17 protein-coding genes and 1 pseudogene are annotated in these 23,956 nt (G+C 47.3%); 13 read left to right on the top strand and 5 right to left on the bottom strand.

The window, feature by feature from the left end; translation table 11 throughout:
* Positions 1–18 precede the first annotated feature (18 nt).
* Complete coding sequence (locus RIM23_RS20360; protein ID WP_446368919.1) at positions 19–1,488, bottom strand: ankyrin repeat domain-containing protein; 1,470 nt, start codon at positions 1,486–1,488, stop codon at positions 19–21.
* Between the two features lie 154 nt (positions 1,489–1,642).
* Between RIM23_RS20360 and RIM23_RS20355 the strand changes: the two genes are divergently transcribed.
* The gene (locus RIM23_RS20355; protein ID WP_446360380.1) at positions 1,643–2,113 is read left to right on the top strand and encodes a DUF4079 domain-containing protein; all 471 of its coding nucleotides are present in this window, start codon (positions 1,643–1,645) and stop codon (positions 2,111–2,113) included.
* A 147-nt stretch (positions 2,114–2,260) separates the two neighbouring features.
* On the opposite strand, the gene RIM23_RS20350 is transcribed toward RIM23_RS20355, so the two are convergent.
* On the bottom strand, positions 2,261–3,961 hold the full coding sequence (locus tag RIM23_RS20350) for a hypothetical protein (RefSeq protein ID WP_446368918.1): 1,701 nt from the start codon (positions 3,959–3,961) through the stop codon (positions 2,261–2,263).
* A gap of 65 nt (positions 3,962–4,026) precedes the next feature.
* Positions 4,027–5,226 (bottom strand): class I SAM-dependent methyltransferase, encoded by a 1,200-nt coding sequence (locus RIM23_RS20345; RefSeq protein ID WP_446368917.1) that lies wholly within the window; start codon positions 5,224–5,226, stop codon positions 4,027–4,029.
* A 418-nt stretch (positions 5,227–5,644) separates the two neighbouring features.
* Between RIM23_RS20345 and RIM23_RS20340 the strand changes: the two genes are divergently transcribed.
* From RIM23_RS20340 to RIM23_RS20315, 6 genes and pseudogenes are all read left to right on the top strand, one after another.
* Positions 5,645–8,962: a phycobilisome rod-core linker polypeptide gene (locus tag RIM23_RS20340; RefSeq protein ID WP_446368916.1), complete on the top strand. Its 3,318-nt coding sequence runs from the start codon at positions 5,645–5,647 to the stop codon at positions 8,960–8,962.
* 363 nt (positions 8,963–9,325) lie between these two features.
* Complete coding sequence (gene apcA / locus RIM23_RS20335; protein ID WP_446360384.1) at positions 9,326–9,811, top strand: allophycocyanin subunit alpha; 486 nt, start codon at positions 9,326–9,328, stop codon at positions 9,809–9,811.
* Between the two features lie 105 nt (positions 9,812–9,916).
* Positions 9,917–10,402, top strand: a complete 486-nt coding sequence (gene apcB / locus RIM23_RS20330; RefSeq protein ID WP_446335896.1) for an allophycocyanin subunit beta — start codon at positions 9,917–9,919, stop codon at positions 10,400–10,402.
* 202 nt (positions 10,403–10,604) lie between these two features.
* Positions 10,605–10,808 (top strand): phycobilisome linker polypeptide, encoded by a 204-nt coding sequence (locus RIM23_RS20325; RefSeq protein WP_446335895.1) that lies wholly within the window; start codon positions 10,605–10,607, stop codon positions 10,806–10,808.
* 187 nt (positions 10,809–10,995) lie between these two features.
* Positions 10,996–12,204, top strand: a complete 1,209-nt coding sequence (locus RIM23_RS20320; RefSeq protein ID WP_446368915.1) for an FtsW/RodA/SpoVE family cell cycle protein — start codon at positions 10,996–10,998, stop codon at positions 12,202–12,204.
* A gap of 124 nt (positions 12,205–12,328) precedes the next feature.
* Positions 12,329–13,624: pseudogene (locus RIM23_RS20315) on the top strand (RNA-guided endonuclease InsQ/TnpB family protein).
* A gap of 189 nt (positions 13,625–13,813) precedes the next feature.
* On the opposite strand, the gene RIM23_RS20310 reads toward RIM23_RS20315, so the two are convergent.
* Both RIM23_RS20310 and RIM23_RS20305 read right to left on the bottom strand, forming a co-directional pair.
* Positions 13,814–14,590, bottom strand: a complete 777-nt coding sequence (locus tag RIM23_RS20310) for a DUF3747 domain-containing protein (protein ID WP_446368914.1) — start codon at positions 14,588–14,590, stop codon at positions 13,814–13,816.
* A 198-nt stretch (positions 14,591–14,788) separates the two neighbouring features.
* Positions 14,789–18,460: a response regulator gene (locus RIM23_RS20305; protein WP_446368913.1), complete on the bottom strand. Its 3,672-nt coding sequence runs from the start codon at positions 18,458–18,460 to the stop codon at positions 14,789–14,791.
* Positions 18,461–19,050: 590 nt separating this feature from the next.
* On the opposite strand from RIM23_RS20305, the gene RIM23_RS20300 reads away from it, so the two are divergent.
* The 6 genes from RIM23_RS20300 to RIM23_RS20275 all read left to right on the top strand — a co-directional run bounded on the left by RIM23_RS20300 (position 19,051) and on the right by RIM23_RS20275 (position 23,818).
* The gene (locus tag RIM23_RS20300; RefSeq protein ID WP_446368912.1) at positions 19,051–19,647 is read left to right on the top strand and encodes a GNAT family N-acetyltransferase; all 597 of its coding nucleotides are present in this window, start codon (positions 19,051–19,053) and stop codon (positions 19,645–19,647) included.
* 452 nt (positions 19,648–20,099) lie between these two features.
* A complete protein-coding gene (locus RIM23_RS20295) occupies positions 20,100–20,654 on the top strand; it encodes a hypothetical protein (RefSeq protein ID WP_446368911.1) in 555 nt (184 codons plus the stop codon).
* A 9-nt stretch (positions 20,655–20,663) separates the two neighbouring features.
* Positions 20,664–20,924, top strand: a complete 261-nt coding sequence (locus tag RIM23_RS20290; protein ID WP_446335889.1) for a MoaD/ThiS family protein — start codon at positions 20,664–20,666, stop codon at positions 20,922–20,924.
* 93 nt (positions 20,925–21,017) lie between these two features.
* Positions 21,018–21,473: a DUF2996 domain-containing protein gene (locus RIM23_RS20285; protein WP_446368910.1), complete on the top strand. Its 456-nt coding sequence runs from the start codon at positions 21,018–21,020 to the stop codon at positions 21,471–21,473.
* A 489-nt stretch (positions 21,474–21,962) separates the two neighbouring features.
* Positions 21,963–22,745, top strand: coding sequence for an RNA polymerase sigma factor SigF (locus RIM23_RS20280; RefSeq protein WP_446368909.1), 783 nt, complete (start codon positions 21,963–21,965; stop codon positions 22,743–22,745).
* Between the two features lie 158 nt (positions 22,746–22,903).
* Complete coding sequence (locus tag RIM23_RS20275; protein ID WP_446368908.1) at positions 22,904–23,818, top strand: hypothetical protein; 915 nt, start codon at positions 22,904–22,906, stop codon at positions 23,816–23,818.
* Positions 23,819–23,956: the final 138 nt, after the last annotated feature.

Here is a 23,956-nt window from a genome sequence, read left to right as displayed (position 1 = left end):
GGATTATCCGTTGATTCCTCACTCAGCCGCCCCTGCGGCTTTAAGAACACCCACGACTTCCGGATACCCATTAAATTCAGCAATCATCATCGCCGTATAACCACCCCGATTTTTGAGGGTGACATCAGCACCGGCTTCGAGTAAACATTTCACGGCTGGGATATAACCCCGATGGGCTGCCCACATTAAGGCTGTCGCCCCCGCACTATCTCGCTGATTCACATCCGCGCCCGCTTCTAATACCGAGCGTATCAGTTCACTATCCCCTTGATCAGCCACCTTCATTAACAGGGTTTTCCCTTTGATGTCCGTAAAATTGGCATTTGCCCCAGCTTTGAGCAATACTTTGACGGTTTCTGAATATCCCTGAGATAGGGCAAGGGTAAGTGGGGTTTCGGCTTGGTTAGTTGCATTCACGTCAGCGCCATGTTGCAACAGCGCGATCGCAATATCTGTGTGACCATGTAAAGCGGCTAGAAGCAGCGCCGTGTCGCCCAGCTTATTTTTGAGGTGTACGCTAGCGTTGCGCTGGAGTAACGCCTCCACAACCGCCCCATGCCCTTCTACAGAGGCTAAATGTAATGCTGTCTCCCCATCAGCATCCTGGACATTAATCTGTGCCCCCGCATCCAGTAATGCCCGAACAATGTCACAATGACCCCCGGCTGCTGCCGCCATCAAGGCAGTTCCACACCTGAGATTGTGCTGATTCACATCTGCACCCGCCGCTAATAAAGCCTGGACAACCGACCTATGACCTTGATCTGCCGCTAAAGTCAGCGCGGTTTCACCGTCCTCATCTTGCAGATTGACATCAGCACCATGAGCCAACAATAGCTGAATAATCGGTAAATAGCCTAACTCCGCCGCCTGTATGAGCGCGGTTCTGCCATCAACGTTTCGAGTATTGACATCAAACCCACCCTCGAGTAATCGGCTCACCATCTGAGTACGACCCTCACTAGCCGCCAGAAGCAATGCCTCTGAACTCAGTGTGCCATCTGCCCCAGCTTCGAGTAAGGTGTTGACAATTTGAATCTGACCACTTTCCGCCGCTAGCTTCAGGGCGTTATCGTTATCTTTGTCTTGGATATTGACATCAGCACCTGCTTTGAGTAGGCGTTGTACCAGTTTGAGATGACCTTTATGTGCCGCCACCATCAGCGCAGTGCTACCATCTTCATTCTTGGCATTAACATCAGCACCGGCGGCGATTAGGGTTTCTACTGCATCCACCTGATTGGCGGCGACAGCAAGCATGAGTGCGGTTAAACTGTACCGTTTTCGTGGCAGGTTGATATTGACACCCGCCGCGATTAGCGATCGCACAATTTCGGTATAACCCCGTTGAGCGGCTATCATCAAGGCAGTCGTGCCATCGCGATCAGTCGCATCGATATTCACCCCCTGACTCAGCAGGGTTTTGATTTGGGTCAAGTTGCCACTTTGGGCGGCTTTCAGCAGTAAGCCATCAGTGTTTTGGATCATAGCTATTCCAGGGGAATGGTCAACGCTAGTGCCAATCAGACTAGTTAGATCTATCTCTTGGGAGGGAAGTCAGTTTCGTTATCAGACTTTAGAGGAAACAGCAGCTATGCTATGTTAACTTTTGTCACTATATTGAAACTCCTCTAAGAAGCTTATGAACTTCGACATCCCAGAACCGATTAAAGTTTACTCCCAATTCTTTCACCCTATAGTGATGTGGCTCCTGCTGGCAACTGCCATTTATGCCCTGTATCTGGGGATCAAAATTCAACAGACGAGAACGGCAGAAGGTGAACTCCGCAAAGAGCTAATCAAGGGTAAATACAATATCAAGCACCATCAAATTGGTTCAATCCTGTTAGCCGTTATGGTGATTAGCACCGTTGGCGGAATGGCAGTGACTTACATCAACAACGGTAAGTTATTTTTCGGTCCCCACTTGCTGGTTGGCTTAAGTATGACTGCCCTCATTGCCATGTCGGCGTCCTTTACACCATTCATGCAAAAAGGTCAAATGTGGGCTCGCTATAGCCATATTGCCCTGAATGCGGTGCTTTTAGGACTGTTTGGCTGGCAAGCTGTAACGGGAATGCAGATTGTGCAAAAAATTATCAGCAAAATGTAGTAAGCTGTTCGGCATTTAAACCTTAACGATTTTACTGCGTAATGCTCCCCAGTAAGCTCGCTACCCATTCCAGGACATAATCCTCTCGTGTAGAGACACGCCATGGCGTGTCTCTACTCTCTGCTATGGGCAGTAGTCATTGACTCTTCATCCTTCATCTTCCCCACCTTCCCCACCTTCCCCACCTTCCTCTTGTTCGTCGGGCTGTTTTTTCTCGGAATCACCTCCGAAAATCGATGAAATAGTATTCTGCTGAACTATTTTTCTTTTGCCTGATACAGATTGACTGGGCGCAATATTATTGGCAGATGATTCTGGCTTATTGCCTGAGTCTAGTGTATCTTGAGATTGACTTTTGCTAGGATTTGTGTTGATTGAATCGTCGCTAGATGACGATGAATCCCCAGTCTTGTCCGGTTCATCTAGAGGCATACTAGAAGTAGACTTTTGCTGAAATAGCGGGTTATTGATGGGTTGCGATCGCACGGAACGAGATGAAGACGGCGCTTCCTGAGATGGCTCTTGGCTGAATGCTGTTTCTTGGTCTAAAAATACTGAGGAAACCTTGGGTTGTGGTTGTGAAGGTTTCTCCTCAATTTCTGGTGTTGTCTTATTGTCTGAGTTCGGTATCGAGAAAGCACGACCTATCTGATGTTCCTTGACTGGAATACTCCCTGAGTCAAGAGAATCTGGCTGACTCTGAACAAGGTTTTGAGATTGAGCAAATAAATCTGGAATCTGTGATTGAGTCAACTCCACAGAACTATCATAATTTGGTTCAACAGTTACAGACTGACTATGTTGTCTGGGTGGAAAAAGCCCCTCTTTAGGCTGTTGATTTGGGCGTATTTTCTGCTTTCGTAAAGGTTGGCTTGGTTGGACTTCAGTGGGAAATTCATCATCGGTTTGAGGTACATCAACATCGGCAGATGGTTGGCTATAACTTAACTCTGACAATACTTCCTGATCTTCCCTACTTTTCCTATCTTCTTGAACAGAGACACTCGAATATTTATCAGGTTGCCAAACAATTTTATTCTGAGTCGAGGGAACTTTATCATCCGGCAAAGCCAGAATATGAGCGGTTAATGTAATGCGGCGTTTCAGAGATGCTGAAACCAGAAAAATACTACCGTTAATTAACGTATCTTTTGGCAGAGAATCTATATGGAGGCGAATCTCGTTTTGTCCTGGAGTAAGGTGACGAGGTAAAAATGCCAGTCCAGATATATTAGCTGAAATTGTACAGTTCACTGGCACAATAATTCGCAAGAACAAATCATGTTCTCTTCCATGGGAAAGTTGACCCAGATGCAATGATTCTGGATAGTTCCACTCACCCTCTTCTTCTGGTAATCCCATCACTGAACCTCGTACTTCGACATTATCAAGCTGTAAGCCTTGTCCAGATTTTACGAGAATGGCACACTGGTCTTCTATACAGCTTCCGACTTCTCCAGTGAACTCTATTCTGAGATTACACAAGCTGACTCTATCGGACTCAATAGACACCACGGGTCCGTGATTTGTACAAATGGTTGCCCCTTGTCCATCTAAAATAAGGGGACGATTAATCACAATTGAACCAATATACTCTTGATGGGGGGGCCACAAGGAGAGTTTCCCTTGAGCTAAGAAATTGAGTTGTTCTTGCAGAGTTTCAGGATTCGCCGATTCAGGAGACGGTTCACTAACGTTTAATTTCTCAGCAATTTGTTCATCAACATCATCAAGGGGAGACTCCTCTGGTTTGGGTTGTGGAGATAGTTCTACACCCTTTGGCTGTTCAACAGGCGGCTGAGGCGGTTGACCCAGCCATTGTATAAATTGCTCTATCAGTCTAAACATGAAGTCCTTGGCTTGAGTTACCAATGGCTTGAGGATGGATTATGGTTCTAGTTTAAGTTCAGGGCTTAAGTCAGTGTCATGGGACTTAAGAGAACAAGCTGCTGCTGTTGGAGCGATCGCACTCCATCTAATCCTAATGCTACATCCCTTAAAATCTCTGCCACGGTGCGCTGTTGGCTGCTGTTCTCGTCACACGCCTGTAGGAAAGCAAACTCGGCATCTGATAAATTGATAATCTGATAGTCGTAGTTAAATAGACATTGACTGGGCCACCCTTCCATACAGGGATTACGTTCTGGGATTGCGGCGAATAACTCCTCATCCTGTGACCAATCGACCTGCGGTAGAGGCGGGCGTCCCAGGAAAAACTCGTAATGGGACAGGTCTGGATCTAACAATTCAATTAAACGATACTTTTCGCGATCGCTCAACCCACTCGCCCGTTCCATTAACCCTGGATTTTTCCCCAATAAACGATCCAATTGCCAATATCCGGGATTAGAAAAGCCCATAAACTCTAACCCCGACGCATCAATCAACTCAAATAGAGTGTCAATGGTGTAGTCAATCTCTTGGGGATGCACATACATGTCCGCGAAATTAGCATCCCGTTGGTTTTCCAATGACCAGCGTTCTTTTTCTCGCTTGACAATTCTATTATTTTCTGGTAATGAATCAAACACCTGACGTCCGACTTGCACACCATCTTGGTAATCCCCACGCTGTTCCCCTTGCAGGAGTGCGATCGCCTGTTGCATTAGCCGAACTTCCCAGCGACCTAATTCAGCATAGACAAAAATGTGCATCAAGCCCCCTGGTGCTAACTTGGGAGCTAATGCCTGAATACCCTGAATCGGATCAGGCAAATGATGCAATACGCCCACACAGTTAATTAAATCAAATTCTCCCGCCAATGTTGGGGCATCATAGAGACTCAAGTGATGAAACTCAACCCGATTCGCCCCAGAGCGATGACACCGTTCCTGCGCCACCTGCAAAGCCCCAGCACTCAAATCGATACCCACAACTGAGGCTTGGGGATTGAGATGAACCAAATATTCAGTACCTACCCCTGTACCACAGCCAGCATCCAAAATCCGAATATCCTGCCTTGACGGTTTTTGACCCGTGCAGAAATTATAGGCGGCTAACCAATTCCAGCGCCAGTTATACCCAGGTGGCGGTTCGTCCAACAGGGGTTCTGGGGGAAAGGGGTAAGCGTCATACAACCGGGCTACAGCAATGCTGGTGTTGTCCTTTGTCATTGGTCATTTATTAGTTGTGATAACGGATATGACAGATGGTTGACCGGGGAACAGGGAATATGAGAACCATCAACCCGAACTAATGTAACAAAACTTATGCTTTTTCTCAGCGATCGGGTTCACTCCACTATGATGACTCTGTTATTACACGGTAAAATTTTGGCATGTATTCTATACACTTCTTAATAAAGCCGTTAAGAAGATCAGAAACGTTTTAATCTAGATGCTGACTAGGTTGAGCTAGGTCATTGGTTGATTTAGGGCAAGGTGACAGAGAATATCCCAGCTCATGAGCAATTGGGTCTGGGAAGAATCTTAATGTGCTGAGCCTCATGTAAACGAAAGCGACCTACATAAATCCCCTGGTCAGGCTTAACACAGTCAGTAGCAATTGTCGATGGGAGCGGAAAGAAAATAAATGAGTGTTAAGGCAAGTGGTGGAAGCTCAGTTGCGCGTCCGCAACTTTATCAAACCGTACCGATTAGCAACATTATCCAAGCCGAACAGCAAGATCGGTTCTTGGGCAAAGGAGAGCTGAGTGAGCTGTCCGAATACTTCAAATCCGGTAACAGACGGATAGATATTGCCAGTCTGATTACCCAAAACTCAGACTTGATTGTATCCCGTGCGGCTAACCGGATTTTTGTCGGCGGTTCCCCGATGGCGTATTTAGAGAAGCCACGGGAAGAACCCGCACCAGAAATGGCAATGGCAGCAATGGCAGCCAGTGCGATGGGTACAGGCGATGTCAGACGCACGATGGAATTGGGAACCGCGACTTATGTCGAAAGTGGCGGGGGTTTCTTTGAAGGATTCCGGAACATCTTTAGCGCCTCAAGTGGCGGTCCTGCCCCATCGGGATTTCGACCGATAAACGTCGCCCGTTACGGTCCAAGCAATATGCAGAAATCCCTGCGGGACTTGTCTTGGATGCTGCGCTACCTCACCTACTCAATCGTTGCAGGTGACCCCAACATTATTACCGTCAACGTCCGAGGATTACGGGAAATTATCGAAAATGCCTGCTCTGGAGATGCCACATTGCTGGCACTTCAAGAAATGCGAGCAGCATCTCTGGGATACTTTAAGCGCGATGCGGAAGCGGCTCAACTGGTTGGTCAGTACTTTGAGATTCTGATTAACGAATTCAAAGCCCCGAATCCAGCCGATAAAGTACGGCAGCGTCCTTCGCCAGATCAGCAAGGGTTACAACTGCCCCAAAGCTACTTTAATGCAGCAGAACGGCGTCCGAAGTTCGTGATGAAGACAGGACTATCGGCGTTAGAAAAAAACGAAGTGGTCAAGGCGGCGTATCGGCAAATCTTTGAGCGTGACATTAGCCGCGCCTACAGCCAATCCATCTCGTACCTGGAATCTCAGGTGAAAAACGGTGACCTCTCCATGAAGGAGTTTGTGCGTCGCCTGGGTAAATCACCCCTATACCGCAAGCAATTTTATGAACCCTTTATCAACAGTCGTGCTTTAGAACTGGCATTCCGCCATTTCCTGGGTCGCGGTCCGTCGTCTCGCGAAGAAGTTCAAACCTACTTCTCGATTGTGTCCAATGGCGGTTTAGCGGCGCTGGTGGACGCCTTGGTCGATTCTCAGGAATACTCAGATTACTTTGGCGAAGAAACCGTTCCCTACCTGCGGGGATTGGGACAGGAGGCTCAGGAATGCCGCAACTGGGGAATGCAGCAAGACTTGCTCAAATACAGCGCCCCCTTCCGCAAGGTGCCCCAATTTATCACCACCTTTGCCAAGTATGAGCAGCCGTTACCGGATCAACACCCATACGGTGCAGGTAATGACCCACTAGAGATTCAGTTTGGAGCAATTTTCCCCAAAGAAACTCGCGATCCCAACACCCAACCGGCTGGTTTTGGTAAGGATACTAAGCGCATCCTGATCCATCGCGGACCTGCTACTAATAACCAAAACAGTAATCCTCGGGCAAGGGGTGAGTTTCCAGGTTCTCTGGGGGCTAAAGTCTTCCGCTTAGACCAGATTCCTATCACTAAGGCGGCTAGTGTCACATTTGCCGAAAGCTCGACCCAAAAGGTAATTAGCGCCTGCTATCGCCAAGTCTTTGGGCGGGATGTCTATGATGGTCAACGCCAGAAAGTGGCGGAGATTAAGCTGGAAAATGGCGAGATTACTATCCGGGAGTTTATCCGCATCTTGGCGAAATCGGATGTCTTCCGCAAGATGTACTGGACATCCCTGTACGTGATGAAGGCTGTGGAATATATCCACCGTCGTCTGCTGGGACGCCCCACTTACGGGCGAGTGGAGACGAACAAATACTTTGATATTTGTGCCAAAAAAGGCTTCTACGCCCTGGTTGATATGCTGATTGACAGCAAAGAATACGAGGAAGCCTTTGGGGAAGATACGGTTCCCTACGAGCGCTATCTGACACCTGGGGGTCTACAATTGCGATCGACTCGACCGGGTGCGATTCGTGAGGATGTGGGTACCAAGCCAGAAGTACCGGCAACTCCCACCTATGTGGCGATGGGAGAGGTGACCGAAACGCGGACTGATCCGGATATTCAATTCCGGATTAATCAGGGCGTGAGTACGAAGCGCCAGCAGACTAAGATCTTTAAGCTGACGGATCTCAATGATAAGCCAGGGGTGAAGGTTCTGATTCGTGCCGCGTATCGACAAATCTTTGAGCGCGATGTTGAACCTTATGTGGTCAAAGGTCAGTTTTCTAGCCTGGAAAGCAAGCTGGGGAACGGTGAAATTAACCTCAAGGAGTTTATTGAAGGTTTAGGTTGCTCTGAACTCTACATCAAAGAGTTCTACACGCCCTACCCCAACACCAAGGTAATTGAGTTGGGAACGAAGCATTTCTTGGGTCGGGCACCGGAGAATCAAAAGGAAATCCAAAAGTACAACCAGATTCTGGCGTCCCAGGGTATCCGAGGCTTTATCGGTGTCATGGTTAACAGCATGGAGTATGTTCAAGTCTTTGGTGAAGATACGGTTCCCTATCGTCGCTTCCCCACTTTACCGGCGGCGAACTTCCCCAATACGGAGAAACTCTATAACAAGCTGACCAAGCAGAATAATCAACTGGTTGTTCCTAGCTTTGAGCCAGTCAGTTCGCGAGTGGATGGGGCAAAACTGCCCCTGACGGGTAAAGCGATCGCGGATATGGCGGCGACGGCTAAGCCTGATTTTGTGGAACTCAGTCGTTCTGTACCAAAGGACGATAATCCGTCGGTTCAAGCCGCCATCGGAATTGCCAATCGTAAACCGGCACGGATTTTTCGCCTGAACCCCGGAAATCCGGGCGAAACGGCTCAGGTGATTGAGGCAATTTACGCTCAGGTGATGGATATTTGGACGGGTGAAATTCCCCCATCCTATCGACAGCCTGACTTAGAGCGTCAACTAAGCCAGGGTGACATTTCTGTGCGCGAATTTGTCAAGGGGTTGGCCTGTAGTGAAAGCTATCGTCAGCGCTTCTACTCGCCCTATCCTAGTGCTAAAGTCATCGAGTTGTTGTTCCGTCACCTACTGGGACGGACTCCTGCGACTCAAACGGAGATTCAGGACTACACCAAATTGATGGCTGAGCAAGGACTTAATGCGGCGGTGGTTGCCATGGTTGACAGTTCAGAGTATGCTCGTTTCTTTGGGGAGTATGTAGTTCCCTATCCTCGCGTTCCCTCGTTGCCTGCTGGCAATTACTTAGGGAGCATTAAATCTATCTCTGATTAGGGATTAGGTCAATGTCCTAGACGTGCAATGAGGTGTAGAGACGTAGCATGCTACGTCTCTACACCTCAGGGGTTCCCAACCCCTAAATCTGAGGACAAATGTTACAAAATGTTGCGAACATAGGAAAAATGTGAACAATCTATCGCAGAATATTTGCGGAAGAGAGCTGTATCACTGACCTAATGTATCGCTAGCTACTCTCACCAATCTTGAAACGACTTAATCGATCGATGTCAAGATTGAGCAGAGTCAGCCGTCCGAGCTGGAGATCCTAGCCCATTGGGAAGCGTTTCAGCGTTTCAACAGTTACAATAAGCCAGTTTAAGCACACCTGGTTACATTCTTGGAGGAGGAATCCTGTAAATGAGTATAGTCACGAAGTCAATCGTGAATGCCGATGCCGAGGCTCGTTACCTAAGCCCTGGTGAGTTAGACCGGATCAAGTCGTTTGTTATGTCTGCTGAGCGTCGCCTACGGGTTGCTCAAGCGCTGACAGACTCTCGTGAGCGCATCGTTAAGCAAGCTGGAGACCAGTTATTCCAGAAGCGTCCTGATGTTGTTTCTCCCGGTGGTAATGCCTACGGTGAAGAAATGACAGCAACTTGCTTGCGTGACTTGGACTACTATCTGCGCCTGATCACCTATGGTGTTGTCGCTGGCGATGTTACCCCAATTGAAGAAATTGGCTTAGTCGGCGTGCGCGAAATGTACAAGTCTTTAGGAACTCCCGTTGACGCTGTTGTCGAAGGCGTTCGTGCCATGAAAAGCGCTGCTACCGGTATGATGACTGGGGAAGATGCGGCTGAAGCTGGCTCCTACTTCGACTATGTAATCGGAGCAATGCAGTAGACCCTATCCTACTGGGAAAGACGTAGCATGACGCTTCCACACCGGGAAGGTGCGCGTCTGTCTTAAGGATTTGAGAGACTAGGTGAAATAAGGAAAATAGAATCGATGCAAGACGCAATTACCTCTGTTATCAACTCTTCCGACGTTCAAGGAAAATACCTGGACGCCTCTGCGATGGACAAGCTCAAGGGCTATTTCGCCACGGGTGAATTGCGGGTGCGTGCGGCAACCACAATTAGTGCTAACGCAGCAACTATCGTTAAAGAAGCTGTTGCCAAGTCTTTGCTCTACTCGGATATCACTCGTCCGGGTGGCAATATGTACACCACTCGCCGCTACGCTGCTTGTATCCGGGACTTGGACTACTATCTGCGCTACTCCACCTATGCCATGTTGGCGGGTGATCCCTCCATCCTGGATGAGCGGGTACTGAATGGACTCAAGGAAACCTATAACTCTTTAGGTGTTCCCGTTGGTGCAACTGTACAAGCCATCCAAGCCATGAAAGAAGTTACCGCCAGTCTGGTTGGTGCTGATGCTGGTAAGGAAATGGGTGTTTACTTCGACTACATTTGCTCTGGCTTGAGCTAGGGAATTATTGAACGTTCCGTTGTGAACCTGTAGTCGGTCATTTTTTCAAGGTTTGGGAAGTCAATTGTGAGTGCTAGCTTGTTGAAGGCAAGTCTGACTTTTTGCTTAAGCAGATGAGTTTTGACAATCTGGTATTGACAGTTGAGTCCCAAACCTGATTTAAATTTAAAGTTTTTGAGTTTTAATTAGGAGAACTTCAATCATGCGAATGTTTCAGGTGACCGCTTGTGTCCCTAGCCAAACCCGAACCCGAACCCAACGGGAGTTGCAAAACACCTATTTCACCAAGTTAGTTCCCTACGACAACTGGTTTCGGGAACAACAGCGGATCATGAAAATGGGCGGCAAAATTATCAAGGTAAAGCTAGCCACTGGCAAACCCGGTACGAATACGGGGTTGCTTTAAAAAATAGCTTCTACGGCAAAGGTGGAGGGGTCATGATGACCCCTTTTTGATTGAAGATTGTCGAAGGTATAGCAAAAGGCAGAAGGTTTATTCCTGCTACGTGGTTGTTTCAAGGTATTCTCCTCACAGAAGCTGGGTGTAAGTGTCTGTTTGCGTTACCCTTATTTAGAGTAATCATTGACGATTAGTGACTCTACGCAATCTGATTTCATGGATTCATCCTTCGGCTAAGGACTGGGCAATTGATGCCCGCCTATTGCGCTGGTTAACCTTTCTGTGGCTATTTGTAGGCATAGCGGTGCTGTTCTCCGCATCTTATCCCAGTGCCGATGCTGAGTTTGGGGATGGTTTATACTACTTCAAACGACAGCTCATCTGGATTACCCTAGGCATGATCGCTTTTAATTTTTTTGTGCGATCGCCTTTACGGTATATCCTGAAAATTGCCCATTGGATAATGCTGGTGTTATTGGGGTTGATCCTGATCATCCTGATTCCCGGTGTCGGGACGACAGTTAATGGCGCAACCCGTTGGCTATCCCTGGGTCCTGTTCCCCTACAACCCTCGGAATTAATTAAACCGTTTCTGATCCTCCAGAGTGCTTGCATCTTTGGGCAATGGCAACAGATTTCCCTGCGAGTACGCCTGTTCTGGTTAGGGATGTTTGCCCTGGTGCTGTTGGGAATTTTGCTCCAGCCAAATCTGAGTACAACGGCGCTATGCGGTATGACTTTATGGTTGATAGCACTCGCGGCGGGGTTGCCATTTTCCCACTTAGGAGGTACCGCTTTAGGGGGCGTATTACTAGCAACAATTAGTATCAGCATCAAAGAATATCAGCGGCGTCGGGTGATGTCGTTTCTCAATCCCTGGGCTGATCCGATGAATGACGGCTATCAATTGATTCAAAGTCTGCTGGCGGTGGGATCAGGGGGTACATGGGGTTCAGGGTTTGGTCTATCCCAACAAAAGCTATTTTATTTACCCATTCAATATACCGACTTTATTTTTGCCGTATTCGCGGAAGAATTTGGCTTTGTGGGCACTACATTGTTACTGCTGCTGATCGTGGCTTATGCTACCCTGGCAACAATCGTGGCACTGAAAACCCGTCACCCCATACATCGGTTGGTCGCGATCGGAGCGATGATTTTAATTGTCGGTCAATCGCTGTTGAATATTGGCGTCGCCACAGGTGTTCTCCCCACCACGGGTTTACCCTTCCCATTTTTTAGTTATGGGGGTAGTTCCATGATTGCCAATTTGTGTTCTGCTGGATTGTTGATTCGGGTAGCCCGAGAAAGTAGTGAGGCTCAAGTCGTTTCCTTACAAGCTCGTCGCCAATCACCACCTCAGCGGCGTAGGCGACAAAGAACGCAGTTACAGGATAAGTGATGGTGAAAGCCCCCGTCTTTTAAGCGGGGGATGAAACGAACGAGTCGTGCAGACAGCGGGATAAATCCCGCTTTTTTTGTTAGTATTCATGATACAATCAATAACATCAAAGGAGGTGATTTTATTGTTTGGATGTCAACAAGTATTAATTCATGCAGCCCCAGATAATCAAGCCATACTTGAGTATATTTGTAGTGAATCAAACAAAGTGTTTAACTGTGCTGTATATTATGCTCGCCAAGTATATTTTAAGGCGCATCGATATGTCACCAAAGCGGAGTTGGATGAACAGCTAAAGAGTAATCGACACTTTCAAGCCATGTACTCTCAAGCTGCTCAACAAACTTGCCATAGTGTATTTGAGTCCTTCAAATCTTTTAAGGCACTCAATAAACTGTTTAGGCAAGAAAAGTTAATAGAAAAGCCCAGACCCCCAAAATACCGTAGAGGTGGATTAAACGTTGTCAGCTATCCCAAACAAGCTTTGAGGCTGATAGATGGCAACATCCGAATTCCTTTTGGGAGCCAGGTCAAAGCCTGGTCTGGGATTGACTCTTTCACAATTCTCATGCCGAGTAATTTAGAGTTTAAAAACATCAGAGAACTGCGAATCTTTCCCAGGAATCGTTGCTTCTATGCCGAGTTTGTATACAAGTTGAGTACTGTAGAAACATATCTTAATCCCGATAACGCCTTAGGTATTGACCCAGGTCTTGATAATTGGCTAACTTGTGTTTCTAGTAGAGGAACCAGTTTTATTGTTGATGGGAAACACATCAAGTCCTTAAACCGCTGGTACAACAAAAAAGTTGCCACGATTAAGCAGGGAGAACCAAAAGGGTTTTGGTCTAAAAAATTAGCGCATCTCACGTAACGCCGGAACCGTCAAATGCGTGATGCTGTTAATAAAGCAGCGAGGATAGTAATTAATCACTGTCTGTCCCACAAGATTGGAACTATCGTTTTTGGTTGGAACCAAGGTCAGAAACAATTATCTAATCTTGGCTCCAGAAACAACCAGAAATGGGTACAGATTCCTACGGCTCGACTCAAAGATAGAATTGCCCAATTGTGTGAACAATATGGAATTCGATTCGTAGAAACTGAGGAGAGTTATACCTCCAAAGCCTCGTTTGTCGATGGCGATTATCTTCCTCAATATGGTGAAAGACCCAAGGATTGGAAGCCTTCAGGTAAACGAGTAAAACGCGGTTTATATCGAACTGCTCTCAACTGGTACATCAACGCTGATGCTAACGGTAGTGCCAATATTTTGAGGAAAGTAAGCGGAAGGCTCAGTATCGTTCTGAGCGGACTGTCTAGGGTGTCTTTGACTGCACCCCAAAGAATTTTTCTTTGGTCAGCTAAGAGGAAAAAGTGTAGCGATGTGGTTTCAACCCATCGCGGAACATCCGCTTAGAATTCCCCTTAATTTATAAAGGGGGAGAGTCAAAGAGGATTAGGGATTAGCAGAGGGAGCTGGGGAAGCTGGGGGAGCTGGGGGAGAATAAGTAACATTAAAACTTGCAGCGAACAGTATTGGGGCGGGTTTAGTCACATCTGGGTTAGGCAAGAAACGATAGTCGTGAAAAGAGCCCCTACACAGAACTCACCTTAACTGTTCCAAAACTGGCACAGTCTGATTGGAAGAAGGAGGGGGTAGGGTTTGAGGACTGGTTGCTGGATTTTCTAGGGTTGGTACGGTGACTGATGGTGGAGTATTTTCCTCGGTTGGCTTAGTAAAAATAAACTCCCTCTCGGTTTGTACAGGTGCAGGTTCGGGTGCTGCTGGCGGTAGTGGGTTTGGGGGAGTACTCATTGCTGGTGCAACGGGAGCCGCCGTATCGCTAGTTAGATAGATATGACCTAATTCTCGACCTTGATAGGCACGTCGAGTGAACCGCCAACCGGGATTGAGTTGAATTTTCAGGAAATTGCCATTACTCAAGCCTTGGGTTGTGCCAATTTCCACCTTGGGGGCTTGACGATTCATCCGATTTGTACCAACGAGGACTAACTCGCCATTACGCTCGACAATTCTCAGCAAATAGTCTAATCCTAAATCTTGACCCTCCATGCGAATCGAATAGCCGTTACTATCGGTGCTACGTCCGCAAATGCCTGTAAAGTCAAAATTAAGAAGTAACGGATCAACGATCGCGGGATTACTTCCCACCTCTTGCCAGCACGCGCGTTGGTTTGAGCGCTGCTCGATAATCAGCAATTGATACTGATCATCCCCGAAAGGGGCAGCAACGGCAATAAAATTATCAGAATTTACTTCTTGACTATCAAATGTGCCTGCCTTTAGGGAATTTGAAGATCCGACGGTGAGTAGAAATGCCGTCGTTAGAACTCCAATGTTGAGCCATCGTAAAGGTTTCATAGTTAGCGTAGTAGCCGAAAATTTCTACATTCAAAAATAGACGTAGTGAATCGCTCGAAAGATTCCTAATCTAGGATTTGACATCCTCCCCGGTTTGAACGCACAGGGATTTCTACCGATAGGGGTTTGGGAACCAAACCGATGGCGCTCATACTTCCCCTGCTCCCCCTGCTCCCCCTGCTCTCCAACTTCCCCGCACTAGCTTCTCCTATTATCGGGTGAATTGGAATTCACTGATACAGGGTTGACGGTAAAGGTTAAGACTGTCTCATCGACACCTTTAAGCTTAAGAGAACGATATTTTGCGATCGCATCATCGTCTAACCAATCTGCAACTGACGCCGAAACCAGGATTGAATTCGGTTCAGCGGCTTCTTGTAGTCGTGCGGCGATATTCACCGAAGGACCGATCGCGGTATAGTCTGTTCGTTCATCTCCGCCAAACATGCCCACTACAGCGGTTCCTTGATGAATACCACAGCGGAATCGTACAGGCGGGGGTCCCCCATTGCCCACCAGCCCTCTAGCTTGCCACTGTTGGTTCAGCTGATCCAGCGATCGCAGCATTTGTCGTGCCGCCGCAATTGCCCGTCGGGCTTGTTCGTGAGGACTCAATTCTTCGGGAGCGCCGAAAATTGCTAAGATACCATCCCCCATAAACTTATCCACCGTACCCCCATTATCAAACACTGCACGAGTCATCGCTGCCAGATACTCATTAAGCAACTCCGCAATTCGGCGCGATCGCAAGGTATTCGACAACTCGGTAAAGCCAACAATATCACTAAACAAAGAGGTAACCAAGCGGGGTTCTGGATGTAAATCCAGTACCAATTCCCCCCGTGCTGCTTTTTGTACCATAGCTGGGGGTAAAAAGCGTTTCAGTACCGACTCGGTTAGATATCGATTTAACTCAACCACGCGCTGTTCTTGTTCTTTTAGCGCTAACAAATTCCGGACTTCTGCCAATAATTCCCGGTCATTAAATGGTTTCGATAGATAGGCATCTGCACCCTTTTCCGTTCCCTCAATCCGACTGGCTTCATCTGCTTTTGCCGTTAGCAATATAACTGGTATTCCTTTAAATTCCTGTGAACCCCGAATTGTATGAATCAGATCCAGTCCTGACATCACTGGCATCATCAAATCAGTCACAATAAGTTGAGGATAGCACTTCTGCGTCATCTGCCATCCCTCCTCGCCATTCCGTGCTGTCCACACCTGATAGCCGGATTGCCTTAAGATACTCCCCACATAAGCCCTTAAATCGGAATTATCATCGACCACCAAAATACGCGAGACAGACGTTCTTCCAGGTAAAATAGATTTAATAATAGAAGGGGTTTCTCCAACTTGTTCCGCTTCCGGTTCCCCTTGCTCCTGTTGTTCCCCCAATGGTTCCATTTCCAAGTCCGCCAGTTCCACAGAGGCGCGGCTTGACTGGATTTCAGTGGCAACATTCACAATTTGGTCTAAGGGGAGGTGAGCCTTTCCTTGTTGCATAAGAATGGTAAATGTTGTGCCTTTTCCCTGTTCTGAGGAAACCTCAATTTGTCCCCCATGGAGTTCTACCAATTCTTTCACCAAAGCTAATCCTAAACCGCTACCTTCATAACTGCGGTTTACTGATCCTTCTGCTTGTCGGAACCGTTCAAATAAAAAAGGAAGTTGTTCTTTACTAATACCAATACCCGTGTCGGAAATTTTCAGACAAACTTTATTTTCCGTCGATTTTACGGTGATGGTAATGCTTCCCCCAGCATTAGTAAACTTCATCGCATTTGACAGAAGATTATACAATACTTTGTCAAACTTTTCTACATCTAAATAAATCTCAGGACAATGGATGAGCTGGGTCAAGAGATTGATATTTTTTTTCTCGCAGTAAGGTCTAAAGGTTTCAACAATTTGATTAATAAATTCAATTAAATTACAGGGACGGAAGCTGGGTTGCATCCGTCCAGCATCTAATCGCTGTAAATCCAATAGCTGATTGACTAATCGCAACAGGCGGCGCGAATTCCGCAGAGCGATCGCACTTTGTTCATAAGGTAATCCCTGATGTTGGTTAATTGCCGATTCCAGTGGTCCAATCATCAGGGTCAGGGGTGTGCGGAATTCGTGGGAAACATTTTGGAAAAATTCCGTTTTCTGGCGGTCTAATTCCATTAACCGCTCCGCTTGCTGTCGAGTTTTTTGATAAAGTCGCGATTGCTGAACCGCAATTGCGGCTTGGGATGCCACAGCTTGGGCAAGTTCAATTTCGGATGGTAACCAGTGGCGTGGGGTATCCGTTTGCCGCAGGCTAATACTACCAATAATTTTGCCATCAACTAATAAAGGCACCACCAACAGGGCACGGGCATTTTGGCGCAGGGGCAGGTCAGATCCACTCATTGGGGAATTGGCTGCCAAATCATTGAGAACCACTGGGGCTTGAGTATCAAGAAGCTGCCGCAATACTGGATTGCCGACAATAGGAACGGCTGACGAGGGCAGTTGAGTTGAGGGGGCAAAAGAATGAGCTAGAGGGACTTGATTATTGTCTGGGGATTGATATTGATGATTAACCGACGTTCCCACCACTTTTGTAGATTTCCCATCATACAAGCCCACACACTGTACAAACTCATCATCTTCACTCCACAGGGAAAGAACACAACCATCAACTTTGAGAGCAACGCCTAATTGTTGAGTAATCGCGGTGAAAATTTCTTGGGGGTCAAGGGTCGAACGGATAGCGCTGGTAATTGTATTGATTAAGGTTTGCTGGGTAGCTAATGCATGTAGCTGTTCATAAGCCCGCGCCTGGGAAATCGCCATGGCGGCTTGGTCAGCCACCATCACAACGAGCTGAATTTCGTCATCTTGCCAGCTATAAGGTTCTACACATTGGTGTAAAGCCATGACCGCCACTAATTCCTGTTGACTGATCAAGGGAACGACTAAGCTAGAGCGAATATTAGCGTGTTTATAAGCCTGTATCCGTGCTTTGCTCTCAGGGCTATCCTGATTAAATCGTTCATCAGTCAATACATCTTGAATAACGGTGACTTCATTGGTTTGCCAAACCGTCTGAGTTAAAAGTGGGGGTAGCGACGCCGTACCATCTGCATTTTCACCTGTGGTTTGTATGGTACAGGAGTTGGGTTGCACTTGTGCTAGGTTTAATGGCGGATGGCTCGGTGATAGGGGTTGCCTGCCATTGTCTCTAAACCGTGAAGTTTCCCCACCTGAGTCGCTCAGTTGCCGTTGATACACGAACCATTCATCGACCAACTGCTCTTGCTGAAAGGGACGGAGGATGCATACATCAACCTCTAGCAAGTGACCTACAGTTTCGACAATCCGTTGCAGAACGTCCTTAAGCGGGGAACTACCACTTTTGTCATACTGGGCATTGCGAATGGTATTGGTCACCGTATTCAGGAGGGTTTCCCGACGCAACGCCCGACAGAGTTCGCTGGTGCGGGACTTGAGGACGTTATGAGTATCCATGGCTTGCCGCACCACTGACTTGAGTTCCTCGGCATTCCAGGGCTTGGTTACGTATTTAAAGACTTTACCCGCATTGATGGCTTCAACAAGGTCTTCAACATCGGTGTACCCTGTTAAGATAATCCGGATAATGTCTGGGTATTGAGCAGCGGTGATGCTGAGAAACTCAGTACCGCTCATTAATGGCATGCGCTGGTCGGAGATAATGACAGCGACGTCTCCTTCGGCTTCCAAGACTTCTAGTGCTCTCGGACCATTTTCTGCCCGCAAGACTTTATACTCGCGATGGAATGTTCGATACAGCAAGTCCAGGTTGTCGGGTTCGTCATCGACAACCAGAAGTTTAGGCTTACTTGTGGATTGAGATCTCATGCACCGCTCTCCTGCTGCCAGAGCTTTTGCGAATAAAAACAGTTTGCACGCACGTTATAAGTTTTTACGGCTGGCAATGACTGGCTCGGTGAGAAATCTCTGACTCCGGGGAAGTGTGGTTCGATTATCACGACTGGCTAAAGGAAGCATGTTACTTGTCCTGCGGCAATTTGGCTGTTGTGACGGTAGTTAGTGGTACACCCCAATTGATTTTAATTTTTGTTTTCCCGTATGGTTGTATTCTGCCTCAAGATGCCTACTTGTCATGTTTTTTGTGACGTCTTGGTCTTGGGTTGAGCCTGAGAGTCGTGCGATCGCGCCTCACTTCTCCCATTATTTTTGGCGAATCATGAAATTTAGGAGATCGAGCCTACCTTGAGGAGGCAAAGCGCTGCGCCTTGATCGGCTTATGATGGTGTCATGCCCCTGGGAAAGCGCTGAATAAAGCGAAGTGATTCGTCAATGCTCTACTTGTACAATACTATCGTTCTAGAAACGAAAGACGATGATTTGAGCTTAAGTGTTTATCCCACTGGAGTAGTGATGGCACTGTTTAGGTTTGTGTGATGGTGAACCCCTGCTTTTCTTTCGTGACGCCCCACGAAGTTGCCTCTGAAGCTCAACAGACGCTGAGTGTTGATGCTTCCCGCTTGACAATTCGGAGGGCAAAAGACCAAGATCTGATTCCGCTCTCGGACATTCTCGCGGATAGCTTTCACTCTCAAAAGGGACTCTGGCGTTTGGTTTATCCAATTTGGCGATTAGGAATTTATGAAGATTTGCGGAATCGGCTGCGTACCAATTCTCCCCATTATGCTTGTTTTGTTGCCCTCAACTCTGATACTTCTGTCGATGGTGCTGACGGGCTACTCGTCGGCACTGTCGAAATTGCCCTCCGTTCCCCCCCATCCTGGCAACTTCAAGGTCACCACTATCCTTACATTTCTAATTTAGCGGTCAGAAAGTCCTGTCGGCGACAGGGTGTGGCTTTTCAATTACTGCTAGCCTGTGAGCGTCAGTCCTTAGCATGGGGTTTTCCCCATCTCTACCTTCATGTCCTAGATAGTAACGATCAAGCTCGGCAACTTTACCTAAAAATGGGCTATCAGCTACATCATATGGAGCCGAGTTACAGTCTCTGGCGACGCTGTCCTCAACGTTTGTTATTACACAAGCGTTTAACCTAACTTGCCCTCCGTTCCCCACCCGTCTGGGTGGCGAAATTTCTCCTCCCTGGGGCAAGTTGCTTTCGTTGGGGAAACAATCCAATTATGCCGCCTTTGGGAATCAAGGGTCCTGAGCGGGCTTCATCATTTCTTTAAAAAACATTCCCGCTTCTTCACAGAATCTTCATAAAATTTCTTGATAAATAGGCGTATTGTGTCTCAATTCAGGCATCTGTAGGGACTTGACCTGACCTATACCTGTAACCGTATGCCATAAAATAGAGTTATAAATTTGTCGAGAAGCAACAAATGACACCGATCTGAGTTGGTTTGAGAGGGGAATTAAACATAGATGGTCAACAAAACTGCTCTTGTTGGTTATTATCAAAGACTGATAACCTATTGAGTTGCCTAGTTGTGGGTTCAACCTGGGTGCATCCCTGCTCCCTTGAAATTAAGCAATACGAGTTGAAATGGAGAGCGAAAATAACCAGCGTTGCCAAACAGCTCTTTACGAACAAGAGAAGGTGCTTACTCGCCCCAATAGTTTCGCCAACGCTCAAGGCTCTAGTGGCATGAATAAAGAAAGCCCAAACTCCCAAGACTCACCTGAAGGGAGAATTCTTCAGCAGCTTCACGATCAACAGTTGCTGATCGTTAATCCTCGGCGTCGGAATGGCTTAATTCTCTTCAAGCGCTATCATGCTGAATTTGCAGGTCCCGGTTCAGGAGTGGGAGGCTTGTTCGATCTCGATTGTCAACAGGTGCTACCTGTAGGAAATATTTCTTTACTCTCTCCCGAATCATCAGAAGAGCGAAAGCGGGCGTATCTGATTCGACGACAGTGGGTTAGATTAACGATGCAAATTACTGATAACCCACTTCCCCTGCAACGTGCCCAAAAGATGCTAGAGCAGTTTGAGGGCTTCTTTGATGCAGAAACAATTGCTAAATTACCCAATGAGGCTTTTGCTCTGTTGGTGGGAGTCTTGCCTCAGACAGTCATCAAAGTGCGTCACCCAGCCTAGTACAAAAAAATGTCAGAACCTTTGATTTGTGTCACCATCAAACTGTTCGCCGCGTATCAAGACGCCTACGGTGTCCCTGAACTTCAACGGGAATTCCCCGCCCAAACTCCTGTATCAGCCCTTCTGGATTGCCTGCTCACCGAACATCCTGAACTGAAACCCTGGCGGGATCTGACTCGTTTTGGCATCAATCTCCAATTTGTTGAACCGGATACGATTTTGCAACAGGGAGATGAGATTGTATTGATTCCCCCTGTCAGTGGGGGTTAATCCCAGGAATGCAAGCAAAGGGATGGGCAACAGGTTAATTAATGGACGTTTTCTGTAAAGATATAAAGAGCAATAACTGATATCAATGTCGTTATGCCAGAATCAAACAAATCTAACCCAGACGCTCAAGACGCTAAGTCTAAACCCCCTAAAGCGAAAAAAGAGAAACCGCCATCACCTGAAGACAAACCCTTCTCGGAATTTATCGAACAAGAATACCTGCCCGCGTTAAAGACTGCCTTTGGCGAACAAGGTGTCGATGATGTAGAGGTAAATTTTGTCAAGGAAAAAATTCCGATTCCCGGTTTAAGTAGCCAGCCAGACTGCTGGCAAGTCATTGGTCGCTTCGCCAACGGTCAGCGTCAATTTAACGTTTATTTCCCCGATGAGGATATAAAAAAGCAGAAAGCCTTCTCCTATGCGACCAAGGGAGCCAAACCCAGTACCCTTGAGTCATTTATGATTGACGAACGTAAGGTGTCTCTGGATCTGCTGGTGTTTTATACCATACAGCGATTGAATGCTCAGAAATGGTTGGCAAGAAATTAGCCACACTGATGGAGGGGTAAGAACTCGAAAGAGACTGGGTGTAGGGTGGGGGTGTAGGATGGGGGAAAAAAGTTAATTTATCCTCCTCTTCTCCCCTGCTCCCCCGCTCCTGTTGAGCTATCAGGATTGTGGGTTATACTTAACTGAATGGGGTATGCTTGATAGTAAACTGTTGTAAAAACTCTAGACTTCAGGTGAAAATCTTTTAAAAAAAGGAGTTCTGCCTGATAGTGCGAGGAATATTAGGGTGTACTGACTGCCATCTTGGAGATTAGCCAAAACGTTGTTCATTTGGGTTTCCCCTTCCCCGGCTTTCCAGCGTCGTGGTAGCCGTAGTGAAAAACGGCTGTAACTGGCTAATCTAAGGATGCTCCTGACCTATAGTAGTGATCCGAACCTCTAGATTCCAGCAGCAACTTTTCCTATAAACCGCTGGCTTGAGTTAAGGGTTCTCACTAAAAGCACGCTTCTACCCCCTTTACTTTTGCTATGCTGACCCCGATTACCCACGAACAAGAACTAAAACACCAAAGCCTGCGATTGCTGCGAGAGTATCAGCAATCCAAATCGGCAGAGACTCGAAATCAGTTAGTGTCTCTCAATATTGGACTAGTTAGACGAGAAGCTCATTATTGGGTGAATCAATGCACCGAAAGCTACGAAGACTTACTACAGATCGGCTGTATTGGACTGATTCGAGCTATTGAGCGATTTTCTCCAACTAAGGGTAATGCCTTTAGCTCCTTTGCTATTCCCTACATTCGCGGTGAAATTCAGCACTATTTGCGCGATCGCGGCTGTTGTGTTCGTATCCCCCGACGCTGGCTGGCTCTACAACAGCAGTCTATCGCGATTATTCGCCAGTTACGAGAGAAATTAAATCGTCAACCGACTGATGCTGAAGTAGCCGCGGCTCTTGACATTCCCCTAGTTGAATGGCAGGAAATTAAGCTGGCGCATCAGAATCGAGAACCCTTGAGCCTAGATACACCTGTTGGTGATGAAGAAGACGGCACAACGAGTTTGGGTGATATAGTCCCCGATCCACGATATCGCAGTTTTCAATTGGCACAAGAAGACCAAATTCGCCTGCAACAAGCCCTGGTTCACCTGGAAAAACGGACTCGTGAGGTTTTAGAATTTGTCTTTTTACATGACTTGACTCAGAAAGAGGTGGCAGATCTGTTGGATATTAGCGTGGTAACAGTGTCTCGCCGCATGAAAAAAGGACTCGACACCATGAAAAATCTCATGAACGGTGGGGAACGGTAACGGTCAAGGATAATGATGCGATCGCGAGTAGCTGTGGCGGCACAAACCCCCCAAAGCTTTCACTATAATAGTTAAGTAGAGAGAATAATTGAAATTTATTTCCAATTGGGGTGTTCTGTGTGGTGTCTTCTGGAAAAATATAGGGGGACTATATCATCATGGATAAAAAATTATTAGTTGGGTTGATCACAGTACTAGCCCTATCTATGGGAGGTTGTCAAGGTGAAGATAGTGTAGAAGTGGGCGACGTTCCCGCCGATCCAACGTCTGGGGCATCGCCAAGCCCCTCACCAAGTCCACCAGAGGCAGTTCCCTTTACAAATCCTAATGTAGACGCGCAGCAGATACCTCCTGCCGCATCAGAGTTGATCACGTCTGTGCCACCCCAAGAGCAAGTGAGAAAAGTAGAAAAAGGACGCAACGATCCATTTGCTACTATTATCCCATCAGTAGAAGTAACTGTATCACCTAACCCACAGGCAGAAGTGCGCTCTAGACCTGTACCTGTCGTTCCTCAAGTCCCCTCGCCTCCTCAAGTCAGGAGGGGGACAAATGGTGATGCTCGCCCAGGGGGTGGCAATCAAAGCAGAGGAACGGGAACAAGTCCAAATAGACCCAATGTCATACCCAAACCCCCCACGCCACCCGGGAGAGCGAGTGCCAATGGGGATGGGGGAGCAAGTGCCAATGGGGATAATGGGAGGAAACCCGGTAGCCAAACAGCAAGTGGCTCTCCGATTCCTGAGCCACCTCCCTTTATTCCTGAACTACCCAAATTACCAGACCCTATACTGGCTAGGCAAGTGGAAGTTAAGGGCGTAGTCCAAGTAGGCAATGTGCCTCAAGCTATTGTTCAGGTTCCCAATGAACCGAGTCGTTACGTCAAAGAAGGACAAAGGATTTCCAACGGACAAGTCCTGGTTAAGCGGATTGAGGTGAATCGGGGTCCGACGCCAGTGGTTGTGCTAGAGCAATATGGTCAAGAGGTGGCTAGGCAAGTTGGCGAACAACCTGCGGGAACTCCAGCACAAGCGGAATCCTCTACAGGTTCTTTGCCACCGCCACCTGCGTGATCTTTGGTATACCTGCGACAGAACAGACGCGCTATGGCGCGTCTGTTTGTGATCTGTCTGGGAATAGTATGGAGTTTGCCGCTGTCATGGGTACAAATCCACCACTATACACGATAAGGTTAATAGGGGAGAATGTCA

It is taken from the genome of Coleofasciculus sp. G3-WIS-01, assembly GCF_040223135.1.
GTDB lineage: Bacteria > Cyanobacteriota > Cyanobacteriia > Cyanobacteriales > Coleofasciculaceae > Coleofasciculus.
This window is presented reverse-complemented; position numbering and strand designations above follow the sequence as displayed.